This is a genomic window from Exiguobacterium sp. MH3 (assembly GCF_000496635.1).
Taxonomy (GTDB): Bacteria; Bacillota; Bacilli; order Exiguobacteriales; family Exiguobacteriaceae; genus Exiguobacterium_A; species Exiguobacterium_A indicum.
The window spans coordinates 543,074-555,868 of the sequence record NC_022794.1; the positions used below are offsets into that span (position 1 = coordinate 543,074).

General features: G+C 43.4%; 15 protein-coding genes and 1 riboswitch. Of the genes, 13 read left to right on the forward strand and 2 right to left on the reverse strand.

The annotated features are described in order from the left end of the window. Positions 1-41 precede the first annotated feature (41 nt). From U719_RS02730 to U719_RS02750, 6 genes are all read left to right on the forward strand, one after another. Positions 42-1,271, forward strand: a complete 1,230-nt coding sequence (locus U719_RS02730; RefSeq protein ID WP_023467172.1) for a DUF2254 domain-containing protein — start codon at positions 42-44, stop codon at positions 1,269-1,271. Between the two features lie 37 nt (positions 1,272-1,308). Further along, the gene (locus U719_RS02735) at positions 1,309-1,791 is read left to right on the forward strand and encodes a DUF456 domain-containing protein (RefSeq protein ID WP_023467174.1); all 483 of its coding nucleotides are present in this window, start codon (positions 1,309-1,311) and stop codon (positions 1,789-1,791) included. A gap of 192 nt (positions 1,792-1,983) precedes the next feature. Next, complete coding sequence (locus tag U719_RS02740; RefSeq protein WP_023467176.1) at positions 1,984-3,321, forward strand: hemolysin family protein; 1,338 nt, start codon at positions 1,984-1,986, stop codon at positions 3,319-3,321. Positions 3,322-3,497: 176 nt separating this feature from the next. Beyond that, positions 3,498-3,932, forward strand: coding sequence for an organic hydroperoxide resistance protein (locus U719_RS02745; protein ID WP_023467178.1), 435 nt, complete (start codon positions 3,498-3,500; stop codon positions 3,930-3,932). Positions 3,933-3,964: 32 nt separating this feature from the next. Then, positions 3,965-4,138, forward strand: coding sequence for a hypothetical protein (locus U719_RS16905; RefSeq protein ID WP_023467179.1), 174 nt, complete (start codon positions 3,965-3,967; stop codon positions 4,136-4,138). A 26-nt stretch (positions 4,139-4,164) separates the two neighbouring features. Then, a complete protein-coding gene (locus U719_RS02750) occupies positions 4,165-4,677 on the forward strand; it encodes a type 1 glutamine amidotransferase domain-containing protein (protein ID WP_023467181.1) in 513 nt (170 codons plus the stop codon). A 61-nt stretch (positions 4,678-4,738) separates the two neighbouring features. Here the strand turns inward: U719_RS02750 and mce are convergent, their stop codons facing one another. Continuing rightward, on the reverse strand, positions 4,739-5,149 hold the full coding sequence (mce, locus tag U719_RS02755) for a methylmalonyl-CoA epimerase (protein WP_023467183.1): 411 nt from the start codon (positions 5,147-5,149) through the stop codon (positions 4,739-4,741). A gap of 263 nt (positions 5,150-5,412) precedes the next feature. Between mce and U719_RS02760 the strand changes: the two genes are divergently transcribed. The 7 genes from U719_RS02760 to U719_RS02790 all read left to right on the forward strand — a co-directional run bounded on the left by U719_RS02760 (position 5,413) and on the right by U719_RS02790 (position 11,680). Continuing rightward, positions 5,413-6,852, forward strand: a complete 1,440-nt coding sequence (locus U719_RS02760; protein ID WP_023467184.1) for a murein hydrolase activator EnvC — start codon at positions 5,413-5,415, stop codon at positions 6,850-6,852. Positions 6,853-7,052: 200 nt separating this feature from the next. Then, positions 7,053-8,330 (forward strand): murein hydrolase activator EnvC, encoded by a 1,278-nt coding sequence (locus U719_RS02765; protein ID WP_023467186.1) that lies wholly within the window; start codon positions 7,053-7,055, stop codon positions 8,328-8,330. Positions 8,331-8,395: 65 nt separating this feature from the next. Continuing rightward, a riboswitch (TPP riboswitch) is annotated at positions 8,396-8,506 on the forward strand. 115 nt (positions 8,507-8,621) lie between these two features. After that, on the forward strand, positions 8,622-9,425 hold the full coding sequence (gene thiD, locus U719_RS02770) for a bifunctional hydroxymethylpyrimidine kinase/phosphomethylpyrimidine kinase (RefSeq protein ID WP_023467188.1): 804 nt from the start codon (positions 8,622-8,624) through the stop codon (positions 9,423-9,425). After that, complete coding sequence (gene thiM / locus U719_RS02775) at positions 9,406-10,173, forward strand: hydroxyethylthiazole kinase (protein ID WP_023467190.1); 768 nt, start codon at positions 9,406-9,408, stop codon at positions 10,171-10,173. Before thiD ends, thiM begins: the two co-directional genes overlap by 20 nt. After that, positions 10,163-10,801 (forward strand): thiamine phosphate synthase, encoded by a 639-nt coding sequence (thiE, locus tag U719_RS02780; protein WP_023467191.1) that lies wholly within the window; start codon positions 10,163-10,165, stop codon positions 10,799-10,801. Before thiM ends, thiE begins: the two co-directional genes overlap by 11 nt. Positions 10,802-10,812: 11 nt before the next feature. Beyond that, on the forward strand, positions 10,813-11,256 hold the full coding sequence (locus U719_RS02785) for a hypothetical protein (RefSeq protein WP_235147619.1): 444 nt from the start codon (positions 10,813-10,815) through the stop codon (positions 11,254-11,256). Between the two features lie 55 nt (positions 11,257-11,311). Beyond that, on the forward strand, positions 11,312-11,680 hold the full coding sequence (locus U719_RS02790; RefSeq protein ID WP_041254995.1) for a metalloregulator ArsR/SmtB family transcription factor: 369 nt from the start codon (positions 11,312-11,314) through the stop codon (positions 11,678-11,680). A gap of 370 nt (positions 11,681-12,050) precedes the next feature. Here the strand turns inward: U719_RS02790 and U719_RS02795 are convergent, their stop codons facing one another. Then, the gene (locus tag U719_RS02795; protein WP_023467194.1) at positions 12,051-12,689 is read right to left on the reverse strand and encodes a hypothetical protein; all 639 of its coding nucleotides are present in this window, start codon (positions 12,687-12,689) and stop codon (positions 12,051-12,053) included. Between the last annotated feature and the right edge of the window lie 106 nt (positions 12,690-12,795).

A 12,795-nucleotide genomic window follows, 5' to 3' on the forward strand; every position in this document is an offset into this window, starting at 1 on the left:
AATTCAATCAATATAGTGCTATAAAAAGGAGGGATTTTATTTTGAAGAAGCTGAAAGTCCTGTCTCGAGAAATCAACTGGTGGTGGCCATTGTTATATGGTCTCATTGGGATTGGATTAACAGGGATTGTGACGTGGTTGGATGTGTATGTATCGGACTGGTTTCCAAAAGAGTGGCAAACGACACTTGGCTTAGCACAGACGATCCATAGTTCGGTTTTTACCGGACTGCTCGCCATGATGACGTTCACGTTCTCGACCATTCTTGTCGTATTGACGACCTATTCATCACAATTCTCACCTCGGACATTGCCTAACTTCATCGAGAATCGGCAAGTGCAACACATCTTCGGTATATTCATTGGAGCGGTCAGTTACTCGATGACGATGCTCTTTTTTCTTCGTCCGGCTTTGAAGACGAGTGTCGTCGCTTCAACAGTAGCGGTTCTCGTCGTGTTGATATCGATCGTGGCATTCGTCGCATTCATTCATATCGTCAGCCAGTCGATTCGCGTGACGACATTACTGGATCGATTACACGAAGAAGGGAACGAATTATTGAAACGGCAAGTCGAACATCTAGAATCGGGAGAACAAAAGATTACTGAAAGAAAGATGACGACAAATTATCCACATCTTATTCAGGCAACTCGAACCGGATATATTCAAGCAGTCGATTATGATGCTTTTGATCAGAAAGACCGCGTGTATATTGATCGAACGGTCGGCTCATTCGTAACAGAGGGAGAAGCCATCGGACGGGCGACTTGCCGGGATATCAATGAAAGTATCTTAATTGGACCGACGAAATCTTCAGAACAGGATTTTGCATTTGTTCTTGAAAAATTAAGTGAAGTTGCTTTACGTGCGATTTCTCCAGGAATCAATGATCCGAATACAGCGAGACATGCGGTTCGGATCATTGGTGACTTAATGCGACAGTATGCCGTAATACCAGATGGTGTACTAGTTGTTGGAAAGGACCAGCAACATATCGTCGTCAGGGAAACCTACCAACAATTGTTGTACACGACGTTTTATCAACTCCGACATTACGGAGCAGAGGATATTTCAGTTCTCGCGACGATGCTCGAGTCGCTTGGAACGATGAAGCGACAAGCCTTACCTGCTCACTATGAAACGATTCAACGATTCATTCCATACATCTGTTCGGAAGTACATTTTGAAACAATGAACGACTGGGATCGTGATTTTTTACAAAATCAAATCCATCGGGCGTTGAATGAAACTTTTGTCTCCCCTTCGACGTAAAAAGGGCAAGAGAATCAAAAGAAGGGAGGAATAGAAAGTGACAATCTTGTTATGGAGTCTGATCGTCGTCTGTTTTCTAGTCGCTTTTGCAGGTCTCGTGTATCCGATCATCCCAAGTGCGCCGATTTTAGTAGTTGGTTTTTTGATTTATGGATTCGGATTCGGGTTCTCTGAACTATCGATTAGTTTTTGGGTGATTCAAGCGATTTTCATCATTCTCTTATTTACGCTCGATTATCTCGTCAGCGCCTACACCGTCGATCGACGAGGAGGCTCACAAGCGGCTAAGATTGCAACGACAGTCGGATTGATTGCGGGACCGTTTATTTTGCCAGGTATCGGATTATTAATTTTCCCGTTTGTCTTTGCCATCTTGACGGAAAAAATCATTAGTAAAAAAACATGGCAAACCTCGGTTTCAGTTGGGATCGGAACAGTCCTTGGTATCTTATCAAGTGCCTTATTAAAGGGAATCGCGATGTTACTCATGATCGTAATCTTTATTCTCTATGTCGTCTGACGGTCTGAAATGATGTCTTCAAGTACACATTTTATGAAAGTTCCGTTATAGTATGAATATGAAAAAGTAGGGAAGCTTTGAAAGTCTGAAGCTTCTTTTTGCTGTAAACCACCAGATGCCTCGGCATCTGGCTTTATATTAATGGAGGTGAATCCCCTTTCTTCGGGGAAACGATTGGACAGTACACACTCAATGGAGACATTCGACACGACGACGATCATCATTCGGCTACTCGTCATTGCACTACTCATCGTCTTAACCGCTTTTTTTGTAGCTGCCGAATTTTCGGTCGTCAAAATGCGAATGTCTCGAATCGATCAGTTGATTACAGAAGGAAGCAAGACTGCGAAAGTGGCGAAGAGGCTACTTGAGAATTTGGATTATTATTTATCGGCCTGTCAACTTGGAATTACCGTGACAGCGCTTGGTCTCGGGTGGTTAGGAGAATCAACGGTAGGTGCGATTCTCGGTATGTTGTTCGAAGAGATTGACATTCCGAACTCCGTCTCGACGATCATTTCGTTCGTTCTTGCATTCTCGATTGTAACGTTTCTTCATGTCGTGCTTGGAGAACTTGCTCCAAAATCTTTAGCGATTCAAAAAACGGAAGCGATCACGATGTTACTCGCGCCACCACTATATTGGTTCGGTAAAATCATGAAACCTTTCATCTGGACATTGAACGGTTCAGCACGAATCATTCTTCGGTTGTTTGGCGTCGAGCCAGCGGGACACGAAGAAGTCCATTCTGAAGAAGAGATTAAAATCATCATGACACAGAGTTATAAGAGTGGAGAAATCAACCAGACTGAGCTTTCCTACATGCAGAACATCTTCTCGTTCGATGAGCGGATCGCGAAAGACATCATGTTACCGCGGACGGACTTAATCACGATTTCGAACGATGCATCGATGGAGGACATCATTCGCCTCGTTGAAGAGTATCAGTTCACACGTTACCCAGTAGCGGAAGAAGGAGATAAGGATAAAATCCTTGGCTTCATCAATGCGAAACAATTATTTACGGATCATATGGCGAATAAAGGAAAAGCATTAAGCTATTACATCCACAACTTGCCGATTGTATCCGAATATTCGCCGCTTCAAGATGCCATGCTGAAAATGCAGGTGGAACGGACACCGATGGCACTCGTCATCGATGAATACGGTGGTACGGCTGGTGTCATCACGATGGAAGACATCTTGGAAGAAATCGTCGGAGAAATCCGAGATGAATTCGATAAAGATGAGAAAGCAGATATCGAACAAATTCATGAGCGATTATACCGCATCTCAGGCCGTGTCTTGATTGATGACCTAAATGAACGCTTTAACTTAGGAATCGAAGAAGAAGACATCGATACGATTGGTGGCTGGGTCATGGCACAGGATACGGAAGTGTCGAGTGGTCAAGAATTCCGCTATCAGGAATACACGATCAAAGTCATGGAAGTCGATAATCATCAAGTGAAATCGATTTATCTTCAATTGCCTGATCAAGAAGAAACTGCAACAGAAGAGATTGGATAAGAAATAGAATGTGCAAGACGATGAACTTCGAGTTCATCGTCTTTTTTTGTCTACTTAAAAAATGATTAGCTAAGGTGATAGACACATCTTGTGTTTATCTCCCTCAGTGACGGGTATTACTGTCTATGTGGCAAAAAAAGCATTTTTTAATTCAACAGGAAAAGGGGTTTTCTATCATGTCAAACGTCATTCTTACTTCACGTGCATCTGCAGTCGGTGGTCGCGACGGGAAAGTCGCTTCAGACGATAACGTCATTAATCTCGATTTAGTCATGCCAGGAACAAAAGGCAAAGAAGACATTCCGACATCAAACCCGGAACAGTTATTCGCAGCAGGATATGCCGCTTGTTTTGATGGTGCCTATAACTTAATGGCGCGCCAAGCAAAAAAACGAGTCGAGACGCGGACGAATTCAGAAGTCAGCCTCTTACAGGATGAAGCGGATAACGGTGTAAAAATTGCAGCGAAACTCGTCGTCGAGGTCGTTGGCGTATCACAGGAAGAAGCCGAAGACTTACTAGAGAAGACACACAATTTCTGCCCGTACTCAAAAGCGACACGTGGCAACATTGATGTTGATCTTTCTGTTAAAGTCGTCGATTCACTATAAGCATAATCGACGAATCATAAGGAGGGTTTTCCATGGCACCGAAAGAAACCGATCGTCCAAATGAAGAGTTTGAAGATGAACGGGATCGTCTGTCGGATAAAGAACGGAAACTGACAGAGGAGCAACAAAAGGAAATCCTAAAAGGAAAAGACGAAATGCCAGATGATACGGTTTCTCCACGAGATCGCGGAGAAGATCCGATTTAAATCAAACAACTTGGGGGATGAATCACATGTCTAAAAAAGTAGCAGTCGTACTCGCCGATCATTTTGAAGATGTAGAATTCACAGGACCGGTTGATGCATTAAAAGAAGCAGGGCACGAGATTACTGTCATTGGTGCTAAAAAAGGTGCAGAACTCGTCGGCAAACAGGAAGAGGCAAAAGTAAATGTTGATCTCTCGATTGATGAGACTTCAGCAGCAGACTACGATGCTCTCCTGATTCCAGGCGGTTTTTCACCAGATTTACTTCGAGAAGACGAGCGTTTTATCTCATTCGTCGAAGAATTCGATATGTCGAAAAAACCAATTTTCTCGATCTGCCATGGACCACAATTGATGATTAATGCAAAAATCGTCAAAGGAAGAAAAATGACAGGTTATAAATCAATTCGAATTGATTTAGAAAATGCTGGTGTGGACTTTGCAGATGAAGAAGTCGTCGTCGACGATAATTTCGTCTCAAGTCGTCAACCAGATGATATTCCTGCATTCAACCGGGAAATCGTTGCAAAACTTGGCTAATGGTATAGAACAAAAATCAGCACTGCGATAACGCAGTGTTGATTTTTTTTTTTTTTTTTTTTTAGGGGTTTTCTGGATAATCACAGAGTTCCGTAATGACGCCGTGTGAATGACGAGGATTCATATAAATTAGTCGTCGTCCGAACGGCGTCGTTCGATACGTATCTTCTAAAAATGTTAAGCCTCGTTGTTTTGCTTCTTCAATCGCCTGATCTAAATTCTCTACGCGATAAGCAATATGGTGGACACCTTTCCCACGTTGTTTTAAAAAACGAGCGATTGGACTATCCGGACTTGTTGGCGTTAACAACTCGATGTGCGCATCATCGAACTCGATGACCGCAATATTGGAAGCAACACCAGGCGCAGGATTCGAGTACTCTTTTGTTAAGGTTCCTCCAAGTACGTTTGTATAAAATGAAATGGCTTCCTGCATGTCGCGAACGGCAATTCCAGTGTGGTCTAATTTCATATGACATCCTCCTTCTGTTCGCTTCAGTTTCCCAAAAACACTCCAAAGTTGCAACGATGAGTTACCTTCCAAATGTTTCTATTACATAGAAGAGGAAAGATTTATTTAAATTGAAATATCACTGAAATATTATGGAAGAGGAATGAATGCTATAATCAAAAACGTTCTTATAAAAAAGAAAAAAGATTACAGAATTTAAATTTAACTTAAATATTCTACGATAAATCATAAAACATATACTACAGAAAAAGAGGGAATACTACATGAAAAAAACGTTCGCGTCGCTCATCGTTTCCGCACTGGTTCTTTCATCAGCACCTCATTTTGCAGCAGCAGACGATTTAAGTGAACAGAAAGCCAAAAACGAACAACAGCAACAAGACAATGCTAAAAAGCAAAAAAACTTAGAGTCTTCTGTTAATCAAGAAGGTAAAAAAATCTCTAAAACACAACAAGAAGTCAATCGACTAGACGAAGCGTTGAACGAAAAAATCTTTGCTGTCGAAACAAAAGATCGTCAAATCAAAGCAACAGAACGTGAAATCGTGGAGCTTGGAAAAGAAATCGAGAAATATAAAGCGAAACTAAAACGCCAAGAAAAACTACTCGGTGATCGTCTTCGTGTCATGCAAGAGAATGATGGAAACTCAATCAAATGGGAAGAAGTCATCTTTGGCGCTAAAAACGTTGGTGACCTCGTAAGCCGTGTCATGGCAGGGAAATCCATTTCAAAACAAGATGATAAAATGATTACGGATTACCAAAATACGCAAAAACAATTAGCGGATGCGCAGCAAAAAGTAAAAGAAAAGAAAGCGCAGTTGGTCGTTGAGAAAAAAGAATTAAAACGTCAACAAGCGGATCTTGAATCACAATTAAAAGAGCGGAACAAACGCTTAAAAGAACTACGTAAGAAAAAAGAAAAGTTCGAAACACAATTGATGGATGCAAAAGAAGTCCAGCAAATTTTGATCGCTCAAGAAAAAGCGATTGCAGCTGAAAAAGCAGCGCGTGAACGTGAAGCACGAATCGAAAAAGAACGTCAAGCTCAAGCGGCGCGTGAAGCAAAAGCACGAGCAGAAGCTGAAGCAGCTCAAGCAGCAGCTCAAAAAGAAGCGGAACAACAAGCCGCTAAAGAAGCAGCAGCTCAGCAAGCAGCACAAGAGAAGGCAGCGCAATCAGCAAAACCTTCTGGTTCGACGAAACAATCGGCACCAAAACCATCTACACCAGCACCAACTGCGCCAGCACCGTCAGCTCCTGCGACACCTAAACCGTCACCATCATCAGGCGGACTCTTCATTCATCCAACTGCTGGTGCTGTGACACAAGGGTATGGTTCTGCAGGCGGAGAAAACGGTTATACGTTCCATAACGGGATTGACTTCGGTGGTCCAGTTGGCACGCCGATCGTTGCAGCTGCAACTGGTACAGTCATTACAGCATCAGGTGGCGGCCCTTACGGAAATCACATCATGATTGCTCACCAATTGAACGGGAAGACATATACGACAGTCTATGCACATATGAGTTCATTGAACGCTAGTGCAGGTCAACGCGTCAGCCAAGGTCAACAAATCGGTACACGTGGTAGCACAGGAAACTCAACAGGTCCACACTTGCACTTCGAAATTCACGTTGGTGGATACAGCTACAGTGCAACAGGTCCAGCTAACTCAGTAAATCCAATGACTATGTTTTAAACAGTGAAGAATCGTTGCATATGCAACGATTCTTTTTTTTATATTTGATAAGAAATATATATATTACAAAAAAACGTTTTCACTTGAAATGTAAATGAAATTTTTTTGAAACGATTAGGGTGCTATAATCTATTTCAGATATGAGAGAAACTTGAATACTATAATAAAAAATGAAAATACATAAGTGAGGAAAACGATATATGCTAAAAAAACTAATTTCTACCATTGTTTTAGGGGCATTACTTACAACAGGTACACAACCGATCGCGGCAGCAACGATTAAAGAAAAAAAGGCAGAAAATGCCGCTGAACAACGTAAATTAGAAAAAGAGATTAAAAAGCAAGAAGCTAAAATTTCAAAAGAACAACGTCAAATCAATCGAATCGACGCAGCGATTAACGAAAAGATTTTCCAAGTTTCCGAAAAAAATAAACAAATTAAACAGTTAAGCAATCGAATCGATGAGTTAAAGGCAGACATCGTTCGTTACGAGGAGATGCTACAGAAGCAGGAAGAACTTCTCGGTGATCGTTTACGTGTTTTCCAAGAAAACGATGGAAACTCGATTAAGTGGGAAGAAGTCATTTTTGGATCAAAGGATTTAGGTGATTTATTCAGCCGAGTCATGGCGGGTAAAAAGATTGCTGAACAAGATGATAAAATGATTTCAGATTACATCGCGACACAAAAAAAATTAGCAGAAGCAAAACAAGCACTCGTTGAGAAAAAAGCGGAGCAAATGCAAGAAAAGAAAGTATTGCTTGAACAAAAAAAAGCGTTGAAAGCTCAAATGAAAGAGCGTAGTGCTACACTCAAAAAATTACGAAAAGGGAAGACGAAGTTTACGACAGAACTGTTAGACGCAAAAGAACTGCAAGCGACTCTCGAAGCGCAAGAACGTGCGATTGCGGCAGCGAAGGCAGCGGCTAAAGCAGCGGCTGAAAAAGCAGCAGCAGAGAAAGCGGCAGCTGAAAAAGCTGCTAAAGCAAGTGCTCAAGCAGCAAAACAAGCCAATAAGAATACAGAATCAACAAGTTCAGATACAACACCAATCGCTTCAGGTGGTGGGAAATTTGTCCGACCATCTTCTGGTGGGGTATCACAAGGGTTCGGACCAGCTAGTGGAGCAAACGGTTATACATTCCATAATGGCGTCGATTTCAAAGGTCCCGTCGGATCTCCGATCGTCGCAGCAGCAGCCGGAACCGTCATTACAGCATCAGGTGGTGGACCTTACGGAAACCACGTCATGATTTCGCATTTCTTGGATGGAAAAGTCTATACGACGGTTTACGCTCATATGAGCTCATTATCTGTTCATGCAGGACAAACGGTCTCTCAAGGTCAGCAAGTCGGAACACTTGGTAGTACAGGAAATTCAACAGGACCACACTTACATTTCGAACTACATGTCGGAGGTTATCAATATAGTGCTTCTTCTCCTCTGAATGCAGTGAATCCATTGGCATATCTGTAATCAAAAAACGGGCTTCGGCTCGTTTTTTTTTTGCTGCTGTGCTACAGTTAAGGCGAAACGAATACTTGAGCAACTAGGGGAGCTGGAGGAATCCGGCTGAGAGGAAAACCAATCTGTTTTCGACCCTATTACCTGAACTGGATAATACCAGCGTAGGAAAGTTGAGCCGAACGGATACCGGAATGCGTGTATAACGCTTTCGTATAGCGTCGACTGCTTTTTTACAGCGGTCGACGCTTTTTTTGTCGGTCACGACTCCCTTACATTGCTCGATGGGAAGGTGAAAAGAACATGAAACATGTACTGACGATTGCAGGATCCGACTCCGGTGGTGGAGCTGGGATTCAAGCAGATTTAAAAACCTTTTCGGCTTTAGGCGTTTATGGAATGAGCGTCCTGACAGCTGTCACGGCGCAAAATACGTTGGGTGTTCAAGCGGTGGAAGAGTTATCTCCAGAAATCGTAGATGCCCAGTTAACGTCGATTTTTTCAGACATTCGTGTCGATGCGATCAAAATCGGAATGGTCTCGAATGCGCAGACGATTCGTGTCATTGCTACACATCTCCGCAAACAGACAGTTCCGATCATATTAGATCCCGTCATGGTCGCTAAAGGCGGTCATGCCCTATTGCGGACGGAGGCTGAACAAGCATTGATTTCGGAGCTTTTACCGCTTGCGACACTCGTCACACCAAATTTACCGGAAGCGGAGCGTTTAACAGGACGATCGGTCACCAATCTAGATGAAATGCGACTGGCGATGCATCAATTAGCTACACAGACAGGGGCAGTATTACTAAAAGGTGGACATCTCTCAGGAGCTGCGACGGATTTGTTGTTTGATGGGGAAGTAGAACACCGCTTCACATCGGAACGGTTAGACAATCAACATACTCATGGAACTGGTTGTACCTTATCTGCGGCGATTGCGGCGCGGATGGCGCTTGGAGAAGATTTGACAGATAGTGTAAGACAAGCAAAGAGCTATGTCACGGAGGCGATTCGTCATGGATTTGCTCTCGGACAAGGTATTGGACCGACACATCATTTTCATTCACTTTGGAGGGATACACATGTTTACGACCATTCTTGAACACAAACCACTCATTCACCATCTGACGAACACGGTGACGATCAATGACTGCGCAAACGTCACACTCGCTGTTGGAGCATCACCCGTCATGGCGGAAGATATTCGCGAAGTAGAAGAAATGGTTAGACTCGCGCAAGCCCTTGTCTTAAACATTGGTACGATCGATGCAGACATGCAAGCAGCTCAACGACTTGCAGCCGGTGAAGCGGGACGTTTAAATGTCCCGATCGTTCTTGATCCAGTTGGAGCAGGAGCAACGACATTACGTACTGACTTTTCTAAAGAACTCATTGATCTCGGGTGTACGGTCATCAAAGGAAATACTTCTGAAATCAAGACGTTACTTGGGGAAGACGGACGAACTAAGGGAGTCGATGCTGCGGGAGATGCAATGATGGATCGAGAAAGTATTCGTGCATTCGCTCGCAAACACAAATCTGTCCTCGTCGTGACAGGTCCGAACGACTATATCACGGATGGAACGCGCGAAATGGAATTACATGTAGGAACACCTCGTCTAGGAGACATCACGGGTACGGGCTGTATGACGGCCTCCTTGATTGCGAGCTTCCTCGGTGCAGGATATACAGCGTTTGAGGCGGCTGTTCACGGAACATTCGTCATGGGAAAAGCAGGAGAACAAGCAGCCTCCGCGCAAGGTCTTGGTGATTTTAAACGAGAGTTGTTCAATGCAATCAGCCTCATGACGGTACAAGATCTGGTGGAGGTGACAGAACGTGTCAATTGATTACTCCATCTATGCAGTGACGGATCGTCGGTACCATCCTGGAGTCGCGATCGAGACGGTCGTTGAGGAAGCCATTTTAGGTGGGACAACGATCGTGCAACTACGGGAAAAAACAGCGCAAGGAAAGGAATTCTTCGATCAGGCAGTTCGGTTGAAGAGACTGACGGATCGACACGACATTCCTTTGATCATCAATGACCGGATTGATATCGCGTTACTCGTCGGAGCTGGTTTGCATATCGGACAAGAAGACATTCCTTTAACCGCAGCACGTCGCCTTTTACCAGATGCCGTGATTGGTGTGTCAGTAGCCACTGTTGCACAAGCGATTGAAGCAGAACGAGACGGAGCATCTTATTTAGGCGTGGGGTCTCTATTTGCGACGTCATCCAAAGCGGACGCTGATTCCATGTCGCACACGATGCTTCAGGCAATTCGAGAAGCCGTACGATTACCTCTAATCGGTATTGGTGGAATCACAGCAACGAATGTCTCCTCTCTGCCTATCCCGCTAGAAGGGTATGCCGTCATCTCAGAAATTTTTGCTAAAGAAGATCGGCAACTCGCTGCGCAGCAAATGACAGATGCTGTGCGTGAATGGCATCAATCACTTCAGAACAGGGTATAATCCGTTCAGAGGTGATTGTATTGAAATGGCAGACGATCCGTTTTCGCGGCTATTGGATTCGATATCGGTTAGAACCACAAATCATTCGAGTCGATAATCAGGGGATCTACCATCTAGGAAAAGTCTTATTTCCGCGTCCTAATCGTATATCTTATGAGATGGCCCTTTTATTGAAAGAAAAGTATGAAAGACGCTACAAACGTCCGTTGTATATTAAAACGAGCTCGATTGCGACGGAAATTTGGGGACATACTCATTTAGATATTTATTACCGGGCACTTCTTCATCTACCGATTCCGACGCGACTTCGTCAACGTTATACGAATCGATTAGAAAGCACGAAAGTCATTGACATCGGCGTACGCGCTGTCGATCAAAATCGAATTGTCTGGGATATTGGAGATTACGTAGGAGGATGGTTCGTGTTTTGGCTCATTCGCAGACGAATGCGCTGAACTTGCAATGTCCCGTTTCTCATGGTGCAATATAGGTAGAAACGAGGTGACGGACATGGACATTCCCCGTTGTGAAACGATTGCGATTGACGAACAACGTGCGTCTGAAATCGGACAAGTCGTGGATACGATCCCAACACTTGAAATCGGAAAGCTATTTAAGATTCTTTCGGATGCGACACGACTGCGAATCGTTTATGCGTTGACGATTGAAGAAGAACTATGCGTTTGTGATGTCTCAGCCTCTGTCGACTGTTCGATTGCGACGGCGTCTCACCATCTTCGGTCTTTGTTGAAACAAGGACTCGTCAAGTTCCGAAAAGAAGGCAAAGTCGTCTATTATTCCCTGGATGATCATCATGTCTCATCGCTTGTGCATATGGCTATGGAACATGTGCATGAGGGAAAAGCAGTACGTGAATGATTCTTTAGAATAACGAAAAGCGTAGCTATTGCTGCGCTTTTTTTGTTCATCTCGGATCGTTTTCCTAGGACAAGCATCGACCTCGTCCTGTCAATCAAGATGACGCCTCTATAATCTGAAGAGGCTGACTCGAAAAAAGAATAACTCATCTTTTCAGACCCTTTCCTCAGGCGAGACACAAGCTGGCTTTCTTGCTTCATTCCAGCAGAAAAGCGGGTCTCGTTCGTCTCTGATAGCGCAAAATCGCGCTTGTTCCTGTAGAAGTGGCGTGTGACGCGTCATTCTTTTTGTTACGAGATAAGGGTGGCAGAATGATGATCTGCCACCCTTATCTTTGTAAAGACTGACTTTTGAGTCAGCTCCTTTTTGTTTATTCTTGTGCTGATTTCTCTGATATGGCAGGAACGAAGCGATGGAAGAAAAAAATCGTTGCACTAATCATCAAAAAGGACAGAATTGACAGGCCGAGGCACATCCATTTATATGTAGCAATTAACGCATCCGATTGTTGTAATTTTGCCTGAAGCGTTCGATATAAATCATCTTTTACACGTGATAAGTCTTCAAGGATCGTCTGAGTCGTTTGAGTCGATTGTCTGGCGAGACGTTTTGCTGCTGCTGGACTTTGGCGTTCATATACGACGAAAACCCGTTCGATTTCTGACTCCCAGACATTGTTGCGACGAAGAAGATCTTTAATTGTTCCTGGAGTAGTCGAAGATTGATTCAGACTATTACGTAAGTCATGAATTTTCGAAGTCGAAAAATAATATTGTTCAATATAACGATTATCTTCGTACAATAAGAGGCCGCGGACTGCGTTTGCTCGATCTCGATTATGTTCAACCAACTGATCGACTTGATTAATTAACGGTATATCATGATCCTTCATCTGCGCTGTCATCGAAGCAATTGTCCGATAACCAGATAAGGCATAAATGATTGGTATAGAGGCAAATAAACTGATCAAAAGAATCAGCAGAACACGCTGACGCCATAGTGAGTGCATGCAATCATTCCTTTAAATAAAAAGACATGTCATTAGCTTAACTACTATTACAAGAAAAGTGAAGCCTGTCTATTTTTTGAATAGGGATAGGAAAGTAAGAAGTCAG

Coding starts and splice junctions, on each gene's coding strand:
- U719_RS02740 (WP_023467176.1), top strand. CDS start 1,984: ATGGAGACATTCGACACGACGACGATCATCATTCGGCTACTCGTCATT.
- U719_RS02745 (WP_023467178.1), top strand. CDS start 3,498: ATGTCAAACGTCATTCTTACTTCACGTGCATCTGCAGTCGGTGGTCGC.
- U719_RS16905 (WP_023467179.1), top strand. CDS start 3,965: ATGGCACCGAAAGAAACCGATCGTCCAAATGAAGAGTTTGAAGATGAA.
- U719_RS02750 (WP_023467181.1), top strand. CDS start 4,165: ATGTCTAAAAAAGTAGCAGTCGTACTCGCCGATCATTTTGAAGATGTA.
- mce (WP_023467183.1), bottom strand. CDS start 5,149: ATGAAATTAGACCACACTGGAATTGCCGTTCGCGACATGCAGGAAGCC.
- U719_RS02760 (WP_023467184.1), top strand. CDS start 5,413: ATGAAAAAAACGTTCGCGTCGCTCATCGTTTCCGCACTGGTTCTTTCA.
- U719_RS02765 (WP_023467186.1), top strand. CDS start 7,053: ATGCTAAAAAAACTAATTTCTACCATTGTTTTAGGGGCATTACTTACA.
- thiD (WP_023467188.1), top strand. CDS start 8,622: ATGAAACATGTACTGACGATTGCAGGATCCGACTCCGGTGGTGGAGCT.
- thiM (WP_023467190.1), top strand. CDS start 9,406: ATGTTTACGACCATTCTTGAACACAAACCACTCATTCACCATCTGACG.
- U719_RS02790 (WP_041254995.1), top strand. CDS start 11,312: ATGGACATTCCCCGTTGTGAAACGATTGCGATTGACGAACAACGTGCG.
- U719_RS02795 (WP_023467194.1), bottom strand. CDS start 12,689: ATGCACTCACTATGGCGTCAGCGTGTTCTGCTGATTCTTTTGATCAGT.